The organism is Sphingomonas sp. IC081, assembly GCF_006874585.1.
Lineage (GTDB): Bacteria > Pseudomonadota > Alphaproteobacteria > Sphingomonadales > Sphingomonadaceae > Novosphingobium.
Window position 1 is genome coordinate 1,454,160 of sequence record NZ_CP029761.1, and the last position, 17,097, is coordinate 1,471,256.

The following is a 17,097-nucleotide window of genomic DNA, read 5'->3' on the forward strand; positions in this document are numbered from 1 at the left end:
GCCCTTCGAAAGCCGTGATATTGCGGTGACATGACCCGCACCGTACTCATCGCCGATGATCATCCGCTCTATCGCCAGGCCCTTGCCCTGGCGGTGGGGCAGGTGGCGCCCGATGCCATGGTGGTGGAGGCCGGGACCCTTGCCGAAGCGGCCCGCCTGGCGTCGGAGCGAGAGGGGCTGGCGCTGGTGTTGCTCGATCTCAAGATGCCGGGGGCCGTGGGCTTTTCCGGCATTGCCCTTATCCATGCAGAGCGTCCCGAAGTGCCGATCCTGGTCGTGTCCAGCGCCGAGGGGGCGTCCGCCGCCGATGAGGCACGGGCGTTCGGTGCCATCGGTTTCCTGCGCAAGGACAACGATCTTTCGACCATCGAAGCCGCCGTCGCCACGGCGTTGGGCGGACGAACGCCCGCTGCTGTCACGACCACCGATGCCGAACTCGATCCGATCCGACGCGAGGTGGCCAATCTTACGCCGATGCAACTCAAGGTCCTGCTGGCCGTGCTCGACGGCCAGCTCAACAAGCAGATCGCCTATACCCTCGGCATCAGCGAGGCGACCGTGAAGGCACACATGACGGCGGTGATGAAAAAGCTGGATGTGCGAAATCGCACTCAGGCGGCGCTTGTTGCCCGCTCACTGGGCCTTCATCTCCAGCACTGAACCTGGGGTAATGCCCGCCAGGAAGGCTTCGATTCGCGCCGGGTCGACGGGCTTGGCATAGACCGGCACGCCCAGTGCATCGGCCTTGATCCGCAGTTCCGGGAATGTCTCCGCCGTCAGGATGGCCGCTGGGAGGTCCGGCCGATGGCTGCGCAGACGGACGATCAGCGTGAGGCCGTCTTCCCCGCGATCGAGCCGATAGTCTGCCAGCACGACATCGATCCGCTCCGCCATGGCTTGTGCGTCGGCGATGTTCGATGCGCCGAAAGCCGCGTGCCCAAGATGCGCTACCAGTGCCGAGGTCGCCTCGACGATCAGTGGTTCGTTGTCGACGATGAGCACCGAAAGCCGATGTGCGGGAATGATACTCGCGGCATGTTGCACGTCGAATGTGGGGTTTGGCGCCGGCGCGCTGGCCATGGCAGGCAGAAGAAGGCTGAAGCGGCTGCCACGCCCTTCATGAGAAGCGACCTCGATCTGTCCTCCCAGCAGGCGCACGATCCTGTCCACCAGAGCAAGCCCGAGCCCGTGCCCTTCAGTATCCACCGTGCCCAGGCGGGTGAATTCGCTGAACACGGCATCGCGCTGGGCCTCGGGTATGCCCACGCCGGTGTCGATCACGTCGATACGCAGCCGGTCCCCCCGTCGCCGCACACCGATCAGGACGCCGCCATGCCGGGTGTAGCGAAGCGCGTTGGAAAGGAAGTTTTGCATAACCGAGCGCAGCAGCCCGGGGTCGGTCTCGACATGGCCGGTCAGCGGGCCGATCTTCAGATTCAGCCCCTTGGCGTCCGCCATTGGACGAAAACTTTCGGCCATGTCGGCAAGAAATGCGCTCAGGTCGACCGGTTCGGGGCTAGGCGTGACACCGCCTGCATCGAGGCGGGAGATGTCCAGTAGTGCACGCAGCAGTTCCTCCGCGGCGATGATGGCATTGTCCACCCGCATCACCAGAGGCTTCTCTCCCTCCTGCGCCGAGCGGCCGAGCGCAGCGGTGAACAGCCGGGCGGCGTGGAGGGGCTGCAGAAGGTCGTGGCTGGCGGCGGCAAGAAATCGCGTCTTGTCCTGCGTCGCGCGGGCGAGCAGGCGGTTGGCCTCGGTCAGTTCGCGGGTGCGATCCTCGACCCGATGTTCCAGTTCCTCCAGCGTGCGTTCGAGTTCGTCTCGCACCCGCGCTTCCTCGGTCATGTCGGTGAACGACATGACATAGCCGCCGCCCGGCATCGGCCCGCCCACGGTCTTGATGACGCGGCCGTCGTTGCGGCGGCGTTCGAAGCTGTGGATGCTGCCCGCGCGCAGGTGATCCAGACGGCGCGCGATCTTCATCTCGATATCCTCGGTGCCGAAATCACCGCGCTGGGCATTGTGGCGGATCAAGGCCTCGATCGGGGCGCCGACGCGCAGCAGGTCGGCGGGATAATCGAAGAATTCCTCGTAGCGGGCGTTCCAGGCGATCAGGTTGAGTTCGGCATCGACGACGCTGATCCCTGCGTCGATGTTCTCGAAAGTCGATGCCAGGAGCTGGCGGGAAAACCGCAGAGATCGGCCGCCCTGATCGAGCAAGCGGGTAACATCGTCGAGCGCCATATGCCCGCTCGCCAGGGCCGACGCCATGAGCGCGCGGGCGGACGAGGCCCCGACAACCCCGGCAATCAGGTCCTGGGCTTGCCGCGCAGCATTCTGGGTCACCGGCGCTGCGTGCAGTGTCTGCGGGAACTCCCTCAGCGCGCGATCCTCGCCCACGAATCCGGCGACCAGCTGGCTGAGTTCGCCAAGGTTGGAAACACGGCGCTGCACGGCAAAGAGGCGTGGCAGCGCCGGCCCCGGCATCTTGCGGGCGGCAACGGCTGCGTGAACCAGCAAATTGGCGCCAAGGCTCCATGTCACGCCGTGGACCAATGGGCTGGCCTGCCCGAGCCCAAACAGGCGCATGGGGTCAAGCACGGTCCCTTGCAGCATTGCCAGCCACTCTGGTGGGAGGATGGGGGGAAGGGCGAGGGTGTAGCACCAGAACGTCAGGCCGGTGACAAGACTGGCGCGGGCGGCCAGCGGGTCGCGGCCCCGTCCGGTCGTGGCCAGCAGCAAATGCGGAGTGAACTGGGCCATGGCGGCAAAGGCGACGAGCCCCATCGACGCCAGCGACTGCTCTCGGCCGATCAGCAGGGCAAAGGCGAGCGCAAGCAGCATGATCCCGGCGATCGAGAGGCGGCGCAGCACCAGCATGCGCTCACCAATCGCGCCCGCGGCTGCCGAAGGATGGCGCAGCACGGCTCCAGCGAACAGGTCGTTGGAGACCATTGTTGCCAGTGCCGTGCTGTCGACTACCGCCATCGATGCCGCGGCGCCGATGCCGCCGAGCAGGGCGGCTGCGAGCACCAGCTGCGAACCGGCCACGGCAGGCAGTTGCAGCACGAACAGGTCCGGTCGCGTCGCTGGCGGCAGGAGCGAAAGGCCTGCCAGCGCTATGGGCAAGGCCATTAGTGCCATGACCAGGATATAGGCGGCCAGTCCGAACCTGGCGCGCACGAGATCGTCGGATTTTTGCGCTTCGACCAGCCCCATGTAGAACTGGCGCGGGAGCGCGACGACGGCAAAGATCGAGATAAGCAGAATGACCGCGAATTCGAGATCGATCCCGCGCGGCGAGAATGCTGCGCCAAACCGCGCGAGGCCCCGCGTCATCCATTCCGACGGCGCTGAAAAGACCAACCATGCCGCCATTCCCGCGACAAGCAGGAGGGCGCCTAGCTTGATCACGGAATCGACGCCGATCGCGTAGAGCAGCCCCTCGCTTCGTCCCGCAAGTTCGAAGCGCCTTGCCCCGAACAAGACGGCAAAAAGCACAAGAAGCGCCGCACCTGCCACCATGGCCGGCGTCATGACGTCATGACCGGAAACGATCGAAAGGGCGCTGCCGATGGAGCGAAGTTGCAAGGCTAGGTAGGGAATCGACCCGAGCAAAGCGATCAACGTGACCAGTCGCGCCACCGTGCTGTCGTGACCGAAGCGCGCCGCTATGAAGTCGGATACCGTGGTTGCGCGCTCCTCGGCTACCGCTTCGGCAAGACGTTTGAGGAACCGAGGCGCAAAAAGCAGCAGGAGCAAGGGACCGAGATAGATGGGCAAATAGCCCCATCCGCCCCGCACCGCGCTACCGACGGCGCCATAGAACGTCCAACTGGTGCAATAGACACCTAGTGCCAGCGTATAGGCACCGTGGCGCAAAGCGGGCCATCGCCGGAGGGCATGGCCGCGCCGTTCGACAAAGGCGGCAACCGTAAAGAGCAGCACGATCAGTGCCAGGGCAATCGATATGCACGCAATGAGGCTCATGACAGGAAGGCCCGCAAGTTCACGCCGCATACGCCTTCCGGCAACTGCCAGAGGTTCCCAGTCACTCGGGCAGCCTCCCCGTCACGTATCCCAAACTGGACGGTAGCAACCTTGGTGGCGGAGCGGTACCTGTATCGTCAGGAATTCAAGCTGGAACAGGCTATGGCGGAGAGGTGGGATTCGAAAGACCCCGATTTCCTTCGGAATTCCGCCATTTCCGCCTTTTGTAGGACAAGCCGATACCCCGACTTGTACCCTACTTTTCGAAACGCTGGAAAGTGGAAATCGAACCCACAGAAAAACGGCTTTGCGATGACGCTCTGGCGAAAGAGCGGCTCCGGCGGTTCAATTCTCTGATTCGCTGACGCCTTTGTTACCGGTTACCTGACATACAGCCGGCATCGGTTTCTCTCCTCCGGCACCGTTTCGAACGATGAGGGCGGGCGTCCTTGCTCTCAGCTGACTTATCAGAGGGAAGCAGCGCGAGCTAGCGCATTTCCTCATGCTCGCTAAAGCGTCATACCTCTTCATTAATTGGTCGAGAACACGCCGGAATTCGCGCTGTTGGTTGTTGGCCACCTTTTGGGAAGTGCTATCGCGATAGTCGGTAGCGCTCGACGTGTGCCGCGGGCGAGAAGACGAAGCGGCGGGGATGCGCCCGTCTGAACGACGCGAGTTGGGACATCGCGACAGTCGGCTTACCGGCGGCGACCCGAGGAAAGCCGACCTTCGCTCGGCGGCTGCACAACGCCAGCTAAACGGCTCGCCTTGGGACCTAGCCGACAGTCGCCTTCGGGGCGACCGCCCTAGATAAGCCGACGTTCACTCAGCAGCTGCGCTACGTCGGCCCAATGGCTCGCCCTGGGACTTTGCCGCCGTTCGCACCCGACATGCCGAACGGCTCTCGTCAAAAGCCGACTTTCAGCGGTCGCCCGGCTGCCATCTTGGAACAACTGAAACTGGGCCGTCAGCAGTCAGCTCGCTTACAGCTTCGAATATGGCCACAGAGGACATACAACGACCGACCCATTTCAGTGCAAGGCAAGGCAAGTCTCCCAAATAATTAGCAGACGCGGAAAGCATTCGCGTCTACGCTGTGTGATGAGGAACTATTCAAACCTAGGCCGGGGCGTGACGGATAAGCCGGGCCGGGTTCAGAGGAGGTGGCTTGTGGCGATTGATATCGCAGACCTGACCTTGGACGAAGTCGTTGGGCATCTGATTGTCGGTGATGTCTTGCACGTCTCTGGCGGTGTCGAGTTCTCACTGCCACTGCCGGACAGCCGAACTGTACTCGCCTTCTATGATCAAAATCGCCAAGCCTATTGGAACCCGGAGAAAGACACAAACATCCTGGACGGGGAGATTGATCGGCTTCTCGATTCGCTCGACAAACCGGTCCCAGCAACCTCGCCGTCAGTGCGGCCGTCCGCTTCGCACAAACGCTGGCAATTGGTCGGTGTCACCGCCCATCGATTTCGCGGACTTCATCGCCATTGCGACGAAGCCGGCGGCGATCCGGTCGCCTTCACACTGGATTTTTCGTGCGACGCGACACTGTTTCGGGGTTTCAATGGCGCAGGGAAAACATCGCTAATCAGCGCGATCTGCTGGTGCCTAACCGGATATGGACATCGATCCCAAGGGCTTCCCTCTCCCTTGCATATTCCGATCAATATTCAAGTCGCTGGCGACGACGATACCGGCACCAATGCCGGTTTTGAATTGCCGCCTATAGTGCCGATCCCGACCGAAACGGAACTAGTCGCGGTCGATGGGCAACCGAAGGTCGACACATGGGTTCGCCTCAAGTTTCGATCGCTTGTTGATGGCAGCGAGGTAGACGTCGAACGTCGTCTCGAACGGGACGGCAAGAAGAGCTACAAGACAAGCGCTAGCGGCTTGGACAGGCTTGGCCTATCGGACCTTGCGCTGCAGGTCGGCACATTGATGCCTGGGATCGCAGCGGCGACCCGCTTTGATGACAAAACAACGCTCTCCCAGGCGGTCTCGACACTGACAGGTTTACGCCCACTCGCTCATTTTGGCGCGCGAAGCGCGCGTCTGCACGAGCGTTTGACGAAAAAATATCCAAAGCTCGCCAGCGAAGAAAAAGAGGCCAGCGAAACCAGCGCATTCCGACAGCTGCAGACGCTCCAGGATCTTTTGAAGGATGGTGAGGGTCTTCCGGATCTTGGTTGCGTGGTGTTGCCGAAGGAAACGACGCCGGACGCGTGGAGGGACGGTCTGACCAACGCAGAGACACTTCTCAAAGCGGCCGAGGAGCAAGCCGCGGCCGATGCGCGGTCGATCTTGGGAACGCTCCCGCCGCTGACCAGCGAATCCGACATCAAGCGTTTTGAAGAAGCGATCAAAGCCGCCGAAAATTGCTTCAGCTTCGCGGCGCTCAAGGGCCTGCCGTCGATGCAGCTCGCTCAAACGCTCGGAGAGCTGGGCGAGGCGGACCTGACCGATGCGGAAGCGATATTGGATGATATTGAACGTGAGGCATCCACGTTGGTTACGCAATTGGCAAATGCCGGCCGCGCCGGCCGCCTGCGCCTCTACGGCTTGGTAGCGCAATGGCACGAAGCATCGCGCCCCGGTCACGCCTTCACGGCCTGCCCCGTTTGCGAACGCGATCTAACCCAGCCCGGCGCAGTCCCTACGGACGCCTTGTTGGACAAATCGGTGGCACAAGCCCTGGAGGATGCGCGCCACTCGGATAAGGCCATGCTGAAGACTGCGGCAGAATGGGAGCGAGACACCAAGCATAGCTTGCGCGACCGAATTCCGGAGAAGCTGCGCAGGTTCATAGACAAAGCCGTGCCCGACGATCTCGCGTCGATCTATGAATCGGCGCTGGCTCGCGAAGTGTTCCAATTGCCCGATTTTCCACGTTTGCTGAAACCGATGGCGACTGCCGTCGATGGGCTCTGCAAGGCAGCCTGGAGCAAGGCCCCCATCCGCGAGCCGCTGCCGGGCGTGACGCTGCCGGTAGAGATTCCCGACAACGAAGGCCTCCGTGCCGCCATCCGCGGGGTGCGAAGGGCGATAGCGCTGTCCCGTTATCGTGCCGCGCATGCTGAATTTGCACGTTCCGCGATCCTCACGGTGATTCGTACCGATGACGATGAGGCAGCGATCGTCGCAAATGAGCGTACCATCCAAGGCCAGCTAGTGGTGTTGCGAAGCCACCTGGAGGTCGCGACCATGTTCGCCGGCATCCGGCGACAGCTGGCGCAAATCAAGGATAGCTGCGAACGTTGGGCCAAGGCCCGTACAAGGATTGAGAAACTCACTCGCGCGGCGAAAGCCGTCGAGCCGTTCAAAGAATTTCCCGACCTCGTCCACAATCAGGTCGCTGGCTTGATCACGGATTTGCAGGAAAAAGCAACCACATGGTCGCGGCGCATGTATCGGGCTCACTTCCTGCAAGCGCCGGAATATGCAGGTCTCGATTCCGCCCAAAGCGACGGATTCACGTTCCTAGCGGCGCAGGGAAAACATCTGGTCGAAGCGCATCATGTAATGAATGCGTCAGCACTGCGTGCCTTCCTGTCGGCGTTTGTGCTGGCCCTTTGGCAACAGGTATGGGCGCGTTCGGGCGGCATTTCCGCCTTTCTCATGGATGACCCCCAGGATCTGCTCGATCCGGGAAATGTCGCGAACCTCGCGGCGACCGTGCCGCTGTTGATTGCCGAAGGCTTGAATCCGATCATCGTCAGCAACGATTTCGGCTTTATCCCAACTATCGAGTCATTCGTCGCTGCCAAGTCGCCATCAAGTGCCGCGCGGACCGAAACCTGGGAATTCTCTGCTGTCTCGACTTCGAAATGCACCGTGAGCCTCGCGCCGGTGGCGGATGAGGTCCGCGTACGGTGCGAACACTGGCAAAAGACCGATCCCAACGACACGAATCTCGCGCGTGCATTCGTGCATCCCGTTCGCGTTCGAATCGAGATCAAGCTGTGGGATCTCCTCGCCTCCGATCCGGCAGTCCTCCATGATCCAACGATGGGCGACCTGCTTGGCAAGATAGCCAATGCCCGAAACCGCGGTGAGCGTCCTTTCAACGAAGAACCGTTCCGGCGCCTGCTCGACCTGCCGGCACTGAAGGCAGGAGCAGCGTTTCGCGACGTCATCAACAAGGCGCATCACGGACGCGCCGATCAAATCACCCCAATCGAGGCCGAGGCCGTTCGGCAGGGCTATGAGGAGGTATTCTCTGCTATCGATGCCTGCTGGCTCGCATACGCGCGGTTCATCGGGCGCCTCCCGCCCGAGCTGGCGGTGGCGGAGGCGCAAAGGGCGGTCCCAAGCCTCAAACTGGTGGCGCTTCCGAGTACGCCAATCTGTGTCGTAGGTCGATTGGCCGCCCGCGCGTCCGGGGCTCCGTTGACAACGATCGAAGAGGCGACCGGTCGCCTGGACCTTGCCTCGCTGGGTGATGTGTCGCTCTTCACTTTGCGCGCGCCAACAATGGGATTGGTCGCCTTTCCAGGGCAGACTCTCATCGTGTCCGCGACCGCTGAGGTACGCAATGGCGACCTCGCAATCGTGCGCACTCCAGGAAGGACCTACGCACGTCGTATCGGCATTGATAGAGCGGACCTATCGCGGATTTCGCTTGAAACCATGCCGTCGACCAATCCTCGAGTGCCGCAGTCGCATTTTGTACAGCGTAGCAGCGCGCATCTGAGCAAGGTAATCGGAGTCCTGTTCGACGAAACCGCCGTGCCGAAATCACAAGATGAAGCGGTCGAGACAGACCACTCGTCGGACTTGGGACAGGTTGTTGCGGCGGCTGAGGTCGTTGGCGACAGCGCTTTTCCCGTCGCGCTCGACCGCGGCCATGTGCTGTTGGGCGCCGCTTCTGACTTAGCCCTCCTCGATGGACGCATTCTCGCAGTCGTGGCGCGTGCCGACGAGTTTTCGAGCGAGCACTTCGCCTATCTAAAGCGGCTTGGTAAGCCGATGCCCGGATCGCAAAGCGTCTATTATCTCGAAAATGTCGGTCAGACAGGTGAAGGTGAGTTCGTTCAATTCCCCGTCAAGGGTGTCGCGCCGGCCGCTGGGGTTCCGATCGTCGATCAAACGTGGAAGGTCTTAGGGACGCTTTTCTAGCGTATCGACGATCACGCGAGGCGTCCAGCGCCCACGTTTAGAACGGTGCTGCTGGGAAGCGGATTCCTAGCTCAGCCACAACGAACGGCCGCTTTTGGCACAACTGGCCGATAACCGGCGTGTCGCGCAACACGGTGCGCAAGGCGATCCGGGCGCCGAACGCGGATGCCAGTTACGAGCGCAAGGAACAGCATCGGCCGCAGACCGGCCCTTTCAGCACTCGCCTGGAAGAACTGCTTGAAGAGAACGAAGGGCTGCCCCGGCGTGACCGGCTTCGCATGACGCGGATCCATGATCTGCTTCAGCGCGAAGGGTTTGGCGGCTCTTATGACGCTGTGCGGCGCTATGCTGCACGCTGGAAGCGTGAGCGTCGCGTTGACGCCGGCGATATGACCAAGGCGTTCATCCCGTTGATGTACCGGCCCGGCGAGGCTTACCAGTTCGACTGGAGCCATGAGGACGTCGAGATCGCCGGCAAGCCAATGCGCGTGAAGGTCGCGCATATGCGGTTTTGCTGGTCACGGGCACCATTTGTCCGTGCCTATCCTCGCGAGACGCAAGAGATGGTGTTCGACGCACATGCCCGCGCCTTTGCCTTCTTCGGTGGGATTCCGACGCGCGGCATCTACGACAATATGAAGACGGCGGTGACGACGGTGTTCACCGGCAAGGAACGCCTGTTCAACCGGCGGTTTCTGATCATGACGGACCACTATCGCGTTGAGCCGGTGGCCTGTAGTCCTGCCGCAGGGTGGGAGAAGGGTCAGGTCGAGAACCAGGTTCAGACCAGTAGGGAGCGCCTGTTCAAGCCGCGCCTGCGCTTTGCCAGCCTCGAGGAACTGAACATCTGGCTGGAAGCCGAGTGCCGGCGCTGGGCGGAACGCAACCAGCATCCTGACCAGGAAGGCATGACGATCGCGCAGGCGCTGGAGGTGGAGCGGCCGATGCTGCAACCGCTACCGGTTCCCTTCGACGGGTTCTTCGAGAGCGAACACGTAGCCAGTTCGACGTGCCTCGTGAGCTTCGATCGCAATCGGTACTCGGTGATGGCAAAGGCGGCCCATCAGGCTGTGCAGGTGCGGGCCTATGCAACGCGCATCGTGATCCGCTGCGACGGCGCTGTCGTGGCCGAACACGAACGGGTCTTCGGCCGGAACCAGACAATCTTCGATCCATGGCACTACCTGCCCATCCTCGCCCGCAAGCCCGGTGCGTTGCGCAATGGTGCTCCCTTCCAGGACTGGGCTCTCCCACCTGCACTGGCCCAATTGCGGCGTAAGTTGGGCAAGGGCGACGATGCCGACCGGCGCTTTGTACGCGTCCTCGCCGCTGTCCCCGAAGATGGCCTGGAGGCTGTCGAGGCCGCAGTGCGCGAGGCACTCAGCGCCGGTACTATCAGCGACGAGATCATCCTCAACATCCTGTCCCGTCGCCGCGAGCCTCATGATGCCCAGGCTATGGACGTCGTCGTCAACCTGAAGCTCAAGCATCCGCCAGAGGCGAACTGCGGCCGCTACGATACCGTGCGAGACCTCGATGCAGCGGCATGAGATCATGGCCGCCCTCAAGGGGCTGGGGCTCAAGGGCATGGTGGCGGCCTTCGATGATGCCGTCACCAACGGCATCCGCCGAGACAGAACGGTCATGGAGATGTTGGGCGACCTGTTGCGTGCGGAGACGGCGCACCGGGATGCGGCATCGATCCGTTATCGCATGACCGCAGCCAAGCTTCCGGCGATCAAGGACCTGGATGGGTTCATGTTCGATGGCACGCCGATCAACGAAGGACTGATCCGCTCGCTTCATACGGGCTCGTTCCTGCCGGAACGGCGCAATATCGTGCTGATCGGCGGAACAGGCACGGGCAAGACTCATCTGGCTCTCGCCATCACCGCCGCAGTGGTGCGCGCCGGTGCCAGAGGCCGATACTTCAATACGGTCGATCTGGTGAACCGGCTTGAGGAAGAGGCTCGCCTGGGCAAGGCCGGCAGCCTTGCCACCCAACTCTCGCGGCTTGATCTCGTGGTGCTTGACGAGCTCGGCTACCTGCCGTTCGCCCGGTCCGGTGGCCAGATGCTCTTCCACCTGATCAGCAAGCTCTACGAAAAGACCTCGGTCATTATCACGACCAATCTCGCCTTCGGCGAATGGCCGAGCGTCTTCCACGACCCCAAGATGACCACCGCTCTTCTCGATCGCATCACGCACCACTGCGACATCATCGAGACGGGCAATGACAGCTGGCGGTTCAAAAACCGGAACTGAGCCGAAAACCCCTTCCCCCGGACCCCCATCCCCGGCGGTTAACCCGGTGGGTCAACAGGGACCTCCCACGGACGCCGCCGCCAGCACACCTGACGGTGCGCGTCGTCGTCCGTGGGCCCCTCCTATCGACTACCGGGATAACCGCCAGACTACCGAAAGGTGGGGTCAATATTGGGCGCCGATAGGGGGTCAGTTTTGCGCGCCGGTTGACACCGAGATCCTCCACGACACGTACCGCCTTCAACACGGCGGGCGCGTCGATGGCCACGACAGGCCTTGCCCCCAGTAAGGGGAACACATCCCGCTCAAGGCTTGAGATCACGTCGCCGGCATGGACTGGCGACCAACGAGGGGCGTGCATTCCAAACCAAGTTCGAGCGGCTGATTCGAAGGTAACCAGTTTCGCCAGTTCCGCAGCTTCCGCCGCCTTGGCTTCGAGGGCACGCTTGCGAACACCAGAGGGGTCGACATTGTCCTGGATCTGTCTGCGAGCAGCGTCTCGCTTGTCCCGGGCCTGGCTGAGCTTGACGTCCGGGTAAGATCCAAAGGTCAGGAGCTTCTCCTTGCCCTAGAACCTGAACTTGATGCGCCAGGATTTGAGTCCGGCTTTCGTCACATAAAGGAACAGTCCGCCCGAATCCGAAAGCTTGTAAGGCTTCTCCCGCGGCTTGGCATTCAGCACCTGTTTATCCGTAAGCACGATACCCCACATTCCCGATTCCGATACCCCACTTTGTACCCCACTCTGCAATGGGCTAGAGTGGAACAAAGCAGGTCTAAGCGGGAACGATGATAGCAGAAAAAACGGCAAAAATCAGCCGTTTTTGGGACTTTTCGGGATGTTCTAGGAAGGCCGCCTGGCGGAAGAGGTGGAATTCGGACTGCATTGATTTTGACCCGACATAATCGTGATTTTTAAGGGGGCGTTTTCAGGAAATGCCCCCTTCGATGCCCCCACAATCGGGGCATCAGGCGAACGGTTGTTCGGCCTTCCATGCTTCGATTTCCGTTGCTGGCCATGCAACAGCGCGCCGGCCGATGCGGCGAGGGCGGGGGAAGGTGCCTGCATCCATGCGTTCGTAGATCGTCGAGCGGCTCAGGCCCGTCTCGCGTTCAACTTCGGGGCGGCGGAGCAGGGGGCCGAGAGGGCGGGCTTCGGTCATGACTGTCTTCTTTCCAATGGGCACGAAGTGAGAGGGGAATTGCGGGAAAGGGGCTGGATGGTCACGCCCGCGCTTTCGGATGGGCGACTGACCAAATGTAGGCCCCTCTCAATGATCGCCTTTGCTGCCCGAAAGGGCGCTGGCGACGATGAAGGGGATGGTCAGCACGACCGCGACGATGACCAGCACGCGCGTGGCCGTGCGGGCGAGATCGACGCGGCGGCGAGGTGCTGCGGTCGGCTGGCAGGCCTTGCAGGCGCAGCCGATGGGGTGAAGGGCGGAAGCCGGGCGGCGGGCCATCAGTCGATCCCCAGCGCGGTTTTGTAGGTATCCAGCAGCATGTCCATTTCGCGGCAATCATCCGGCTTCATTTTCCGGATGCGCACGATCTGGCGCATTATCTTCACATCGTACCCGACGGCCTTCGCCTCGTTGTAGATGTCCCGGATATCGTCACCGATGCCCTTCTTTTCTTCTTCCAGGCGCTCGATGCGCTCGATCAGGAGGCGCAGGCGGTCGTCAGTGGTTTCGGCCATTTTCAGTCCCTTCACAGCATGAGGAGTTGCGGATCGGGGCTGGCCGCGATCCAATTGGCGCGGGCGGCGACGGCCCGTTCATAGGCGGCTTGCGCGGCTGCGGTTTCCGCTTCGGCGGCGGTGAGCTTCTCAGTCGCGCGGGTCTTGCGGCGCTCGCAGCAGCGCACCAGTTCCTCGATCTTGCGAAGATCCGGCGGGCCGGCGAACAGGTCGTTGAAGCGAAATTCCGCCATGACCGTCAGCCTGCAGTGCCGAGGCGAATGGCGATCTGCGCGACGATGCAGGTAGAGCCAAGGACGGCGATCGCGGTGAGCAGGCAGCGCATCGCAACTTTCTCTACCCGCTGGGCGAAGGCCGTGAGGCGCTGCGTTTCTGTGCAGACCGGGCTGAGTTCCACGACGATGGCGCGGATTTCGCGGTGATCGATGGGCGCGCTCACTGGCGGCGGGCCTTCGGCAGATCGATGGCGCAATCGGGGCAATAGGCCGATGTTGTGCCGTTGACCGTTTCGGTGGCCCAGCCTGCGGGCAGGTGAGGCATGAGAGTGTTCCCGGTTGCTTCGCAGCAGCTGCAGATGGCGGAGAAGGCCCGCAGCAGCGGAAGCGATGGCGCGGCCTTGTGAGTGGATGGCATGGGGCAGGCTCCGAATTTGGGCAAAACAGGGGCGTTCCCGGAAGCGAGCCGGGCAGGGGAGTGCGCTAGGGGTAAGTCAGGCCGGGGTGGCCCTCAGGTCAGTCGCCGGGGGAGCTGGTCCCCGGTTCGGGCGGCAGGCTGTTGTCGTTGTCTGCCCGGTCATTGGCGGCATCGCGCCACTGGCTGAGGGGCAGTTCATGCAGCGGCTTGGGGTAGCGGCTGGGCTTGATCGTGCGGATTGGTTCGAGCGCGACCACGAAGGTGTGCCCGCACGCATCCGGGTTGCGGCAGTGGTAATAGACCTCGCGATAGAGCGCGCTGGTCTTGCCGGAAGTCCGCGCAAAGGCGCGGCCTCCGCAGGCCGGGCAGGTGACGTGCGGCAGTTGGGCAGGACGACCCGACATCAGTGATTTACCCCCGTGGCTTCGCGGCCGGCGCCATTGCCGGGCAGAAGGGCTTTCAAGCGACCGATCAGGCGCGGGAAAATCGCGTCGGCTTCCTCGGTTTCGGCAATGGCGCGGTAGATCTGCGCAGGCGTAGCGCCCGGCTGGAGCGCCTGAATGCAATGGCTGATGGCATCGCCGGTTTCGCGCGAGATCAGCGCGACATCATCGGCCAGAGCTTCACGGCACCCGGAGGCATCGACCATGGCAACGTCCAACTGGCGGGCGTAGCTTTCAAGGATCGGGGCATAGCCGCCACCGGCGAGGATAAACGCGCGATCGAGCGCGATGGCCTGATCGAGCGTGGGGGAGCCGTGCTTGTCGCTTTCGCTCCAGTGCCGGACAGTGCGGACCGCACGGCGGGTGATCGAACCCGCGGCTTTCCAGCCAATGCGGCCGACGACCGTGGTGACAGCGAGGGAGAAAGTGAGGGGCGCGCGAACCTTAGTCACTGCGAGGGGCCCTTTCGTTGCGCTTTCGAAATTTTATCGCAAACGACCGCGTTTGCAGAGGCTGCTACATCAGTTGCATGGCGACCGAGTGGAAAGACTACATGCTCAGCGGTAATCGGGAGGCCGAGCCGGGCTGCAACTACGAGAATATGTGGTTGCTCTTCCGAGGGAACGCGGCCTTTCTTCTTCCATCCATGGACGGTGCCGACAGGTCGTTCGAGGTCGCGGGCCATCGGGCGAATACCACCGAATAAGTCGAACAGTGTGTCACTCGATTTCATGTCGACCGTGTTCCACATTTGCGAACGTGGGTCAATCCGATAATAGGGTGAGACAGTGTTCGGAAATGTCGGACATTGCGCCGATGGAACGTGCACCCACGAAATTGAGAGAATTGCGCAAGTCGGCAACGTCCAGGATCACCGTCCGTCGGATGGCTGAACTGCTTGGCCTTCCACTAGGAACCTATGCGCGTTATGAGAGCGAGGCTGGCTATAAGAAGCCATTCTTGCCATTGGATTTTACCCGAAAAGTTGCCTCTGTATTGGCCGACCATGGCGTCGATCCAGCCGATGTCATGACTCTTGCGGGATTGAATGAAAATGAGGCGGAGCCCGAAGCGCGGGCGGTAGAAGCTGCAAGGCCTCAGGTTCAATATGTCCCCCTCCAGTTGGCGCTGCCTAATGAAGCTGCGCTGCGCGATATGTTCCGCAGCCTGCTTGTTCTGATTCCTGAGGGGGCGACTTTGGACGAAGCCGCTGAAATTCTTGCTCGGCGGCTTCCAACTGGGCTCTCAGCGATCGGACCAGTTTTGCTTGATGCAATGTCGGCCGCGCTGCCTGCAGCCGGTACAGTTCCTCCAGATCCCGCCACAAATCGTCACGCATCCAAACCATCGTCGCGCACCTGACGGAACAATACAGACAACCAAGCTCGCAAGCTGGGGTCACCCGGAAGACGCGCGCACTCAACCTAACGCTCCTTTGTTTCTGATTTGTTCTAACTGAGCGTTCGCAGGTTTGTAGGAAAGTGACAATCGCTGCGGGAAAAAAGTTTCGTGTGGACAGTGGGATAGCTACCGGGTCGTCCCATCTCCGAGGTGAAGCCTGCCAGCTCGAACAGTAAACCAGCGTGGTGGACCATCGCGATGGTCCACTAGATGCCACTGCGGCTGCCCATCTGTCGTGGAAAACGAGAGAAAGCGCACACCTGTCTCGGTTGTAATTGCGACCTCGGGTAAAGCACCGAATAGCTCGCATCGAGCGATCCGTGCCTCTCGTAGCAGCGAGAGAGCAGGTTCCCAGAGATCTTCTGCACTCCAGCTTCCGCAAAGGATTGCGGTCGCATCTTCTACGCGCCAACTCCACTCAACGCCGAGGGAAACTTCGCCTTCTGGATTGCCTATCGAGCCATCTCGTCTAGCTCGCGGAGACAACTCGCCGATCTCGATGAAAAGGGCAGAACCATAGCCACGCCAAACATGGCTGATTGTCTGCCCTGTTAATGTGGCAGCGAAGGAGGCGAATGCTTCAGTTGGAGTCATAGCCACGTCATAGGGGCAATCGGAAACGGCGGCTATGGGACGTGCGTAGCTAGCCCGCATTGCGCCCCTTTCCGACGTTCGATTGCAATTTTCTTTCGCCCGAAAGCCGACACTCAAATTATGGTCGGCTCTGGGACATGCGGCATTTGGCGTCTATGAGTTCGCGACAACGTCAACTACCTGAGCCCGACACCCATGGCTGATCTGACCTACTTCATGCTGAACTTCGCTCTTGAGCCGATATGGGGGGCTTACAAGGCTGGGAAAGAAGCCCTCACCGCACAGTATGTGGTCGCCGTAAAAAAGTATGACGAATTTCTCGCAGAGGTCAAAGCCGGAGAGGTGGACGCCGTTTGGGAAGATGAAGAGACAGGCCAGGTCTTCGATCATGGCGAGTATGTCCTTGCCGACCAGCTTATCGCAGAAAGCGCGCTCCAATCGCATCGGCAAGCCTTCGCGATCATGATCCATCATGTTTGGGAGAAACATGTCTGCTATGCGCTGAAGGCCCCGGAATACCAATGTAACAAGGCATATGGCGAACTTACGAAGAAAGGTTGGCCTATCGACAAGCCGAGGCTGGAGCGGTTGCGGATGACGGCCAATGTCATAAAGCATGAGAGCGCAGAGCTTTATGACCATCATCGAGAAATGCTCGATGCGAACGAGCTTCATGTCTTCGAGAGCGGCCTGCCGCTAAAAAAGCGAAAGACCATCAAGACCATCTCGAAGGAGGGGCTTCGAGGTAACTGGCTCGAAGCATTGAATCTGACCGACGACGACATCGCCGACTTTATCGACACGGTGCGGAAGTCGGCCCTGCCGCCGAAAGGGCTGATCCAACGGTGGCGTCAACAGGCTGAGGATGAAGCCACGCCTCAGAAGTAATCGTCGTTGTCCGCTTCGCATGTTACCCACTCCAAACCGGCCAGTCCGCTAACG

15 protein-coding genes and 2 pseudogenes are annotated in these 17,097 nt (G+C 61.3%); 6 read left to right on the forward strand and 11 right to left on the reverse strand.

Annotated features, from left to right (window positions below; genetic code table 11):
* Positions 1-30: 30 nt before the first annotated feature.
* Positions 31-660, forward strand: coding sequence for a LuxR C-terminal-related transcriptional regulator (locus tag DM450_RS07015; protein WP_142633640.1), 630 nt, complete (start codon positions 31-33; stop codon positions 658-660).
* Here DM450_RS07015 and DM450_RS07020 read toward each other — a convergent pair.
* Entirely contained in the window at positions 634-3,993 is a 3,360-nt protein-coding gene (locus tag DM450_RS07020; protein WP_142633642.1) for a PAS domain-containing hybrid sensor histidine kinase/response regulator, read from the reverse strand. The two genes, DM450_RS07015 and DM450_RS07020, sit on opposite strands and share 27 nt — an antisense overlap.
* Positions 3,994-5,163: 1,170 nt before the next feature.
* Between DM450_RS07020 and DM450_RS07025 the strand changes: the two genes are divergently transcribed.
* From DM450_RS07025 to istB, 3 genes and pseudogenes are all read left to right on the forward strand, one after another.
* Positions 5,164-9,120, forward strand: a complete 3,957-nt coding sequence (locus DM450_RS07025; RefSeq protein ID WP_142633644.1) for an AAA family ATPase — start codon at positions 5,164-5,166, stop codon at positions 9,118-9,120.
* 119 nt (positions 9,121-9,239) lie between these two features.
* A pseudogene (gene istA, locus DM450_RS07030) lies at positions 9,240-10,670 on the forward strand (IS21 family transposase); the annotation flags it as partial.
* Positions 10,657-11,385 carry an IS21-like element ISSsp4 family helper ATPase IstB gene (gene istB / locus DM450_RS07035; protein WP_013831348.1) on the forward strand — a complete coding sequence of 243 codons (729 nt, stop codon included), beginning with the start codon at positions 10,657-10,659 and terminating at the stop codon, positions 11,383-11,385. The pseudogene istA and the gene istB, both read left to right, overlap by 14 nt.
* On the opposite strand, the gene DM450_RS07040 is transcribed toward istB, so the two are convergent.
* From DM450_RS07040 to DM450_RS26530, 10 genes and pseudogenes are all read right to left on the reverse strand, one after another.
* Entirely contained in the window at positions 11,369-11,866 is a 498-nt protein-coding gene (locus tag DM450_RS07040) for a phage integrase central domain-containing protein (RefSeq protein ID WP_409529362.1), read from the reverse strand. The genes istB and DM450_RS07040 overlap by 17 nt on opposite strands.
* Positions 11,840-12,097: pseudogene (locus DM450_RS26525) on the reverse strand (Arm DNA-binding domain-containing protein); the annotation flags it as partial. The pseudogene DM450_RS26525 and the gene DM450_RS07040, both read right to left, overlap by 27 nt.
* A 256-nt stretch (positions 12,098-12,353) precedes the next feature.
* Positions 12,354-12,548: a helix-turn-helix transcriptional regulator gene (locus tag DM450_RS07045; RefSeq protein WP_142633646.1), complete on the reverse strand. Its 195-nt coding sequence runs from the start codon at positions 12,546-12,548 to the stop codon at positions 12,354-12,356.
* 108 nt (positions 12,549-12,656) lie between these two features.
* Positions 12,657-12,848 (reverse strand): hypothetical protein, encoded by a 192-nt coding sequence (locus DM450_RS07050; RefSeq protein ID WP_142633648.1) that lies wholly within the window; start codon positions 12,846-12,848, stop codon positions 12,657-12,659.
* Positions 12,848-13,084 (reverse strand): DUF2312 domain-containing protein, encoded by a 237-nt coding sequence (locus tag DM450_RS07055; RefSeq protein WP_142633650.1) that lies wholly within the window; start codon positions 13,082-13,084, stop codon positions 12,848-12,850. The genes DM450_RS07050 and DM450_RS07055 overlap by 1 nt, the downstream gene beginning before the upstream one ends.
* Before the next feature lie 11 nt (positions 13,085-13,095).
* Positions 13,096-13,317 carry a hypothetical protein gene (locus tag DM450_RS07060; protein ID WP_142633652.1) on the reverse strand — a complete coding sequence of 74 codons (222 nt, stop codon included), beginning with the start codon at positions 13,315-13,317 and terminating at the stop codon, positions 13,096-13,098.
* Positions 13,318-13,322: 5 nt separating this feature from the next.
* Positions 13,323-13,523, reverse strand: a complete 201-nt coding sequence (locus DM450_RS07065) for a hypothetical protein (protein ID WP_142633654.1) — start codon at positions 13,521-13,523, stop codon at positions 13,323-13,325.
* Positions 13,524-13,815: 292 nt separating this feature from the next.
* Complete coding sequence (locus tag DM450_RS07070; protein ID WP_142633656.1) at positions 13,816-14,121, reverse strand: ogr/Delta-like zinc finger family protein; 306 nt, start codon at positions 14,119-14,121, stop codon at positions 13,816-13,818.
* A complete protein-coding gene (locus DM450_RS07075; protein WP_142633658.1) occupies positions 14,121-14,612 on the reverse strand; it encodes a hypothetical protein in 492 nt (163 codons plus the stop codon). The genes DM450_RS07070 and DM450_RS07075 overlap by 1 nt, the downstream gene beginning before the upstream one ends.
* Entirely contained in the window at positions 14,609-14,911 is a 303-nt protein-coding gene (locus DM450_RS26530; protein WP_409529353.1) for a carph-isopro domain-containing protein, read from the reverse strand. Before DM450_RS26530 ends, DM450_RS07075 begins: the two co-directional genes overlap by 4 nt.
* 134 nt (positions 14,912-15,045) lie before the next feature.
* Between DM450_RS26530 and DM450_RS07080 the strand changes: the two genes are divergently transcribed.
* Positions 15,046-15,522 carry an XRE family transcriptional regulator gene (locus tag DM450_RS07080; protein ID WP_142633660.1) on the forward strand — a complete coding sequence of 159 codons (477 nt, stop codon included), beginning with the start codon at positions 15,046-15,048 and terminating at the stop codon, positions 15,520-15,522.
* An 828-nt stretch (positions 15,523-16,350) separates the two neighbouring features.
* Positions 16,351-17,043, forward strand: coding sequence for a hypothetical protein (locus tag DM450_RS07085; protein ID WP_142633662.1), 693 nt, complete (start codon positions 16,351-16,353; stop codon positions 17,041-17,043).
* Positions 17,044-17,097: the final 54 nt, after the last annotated feature.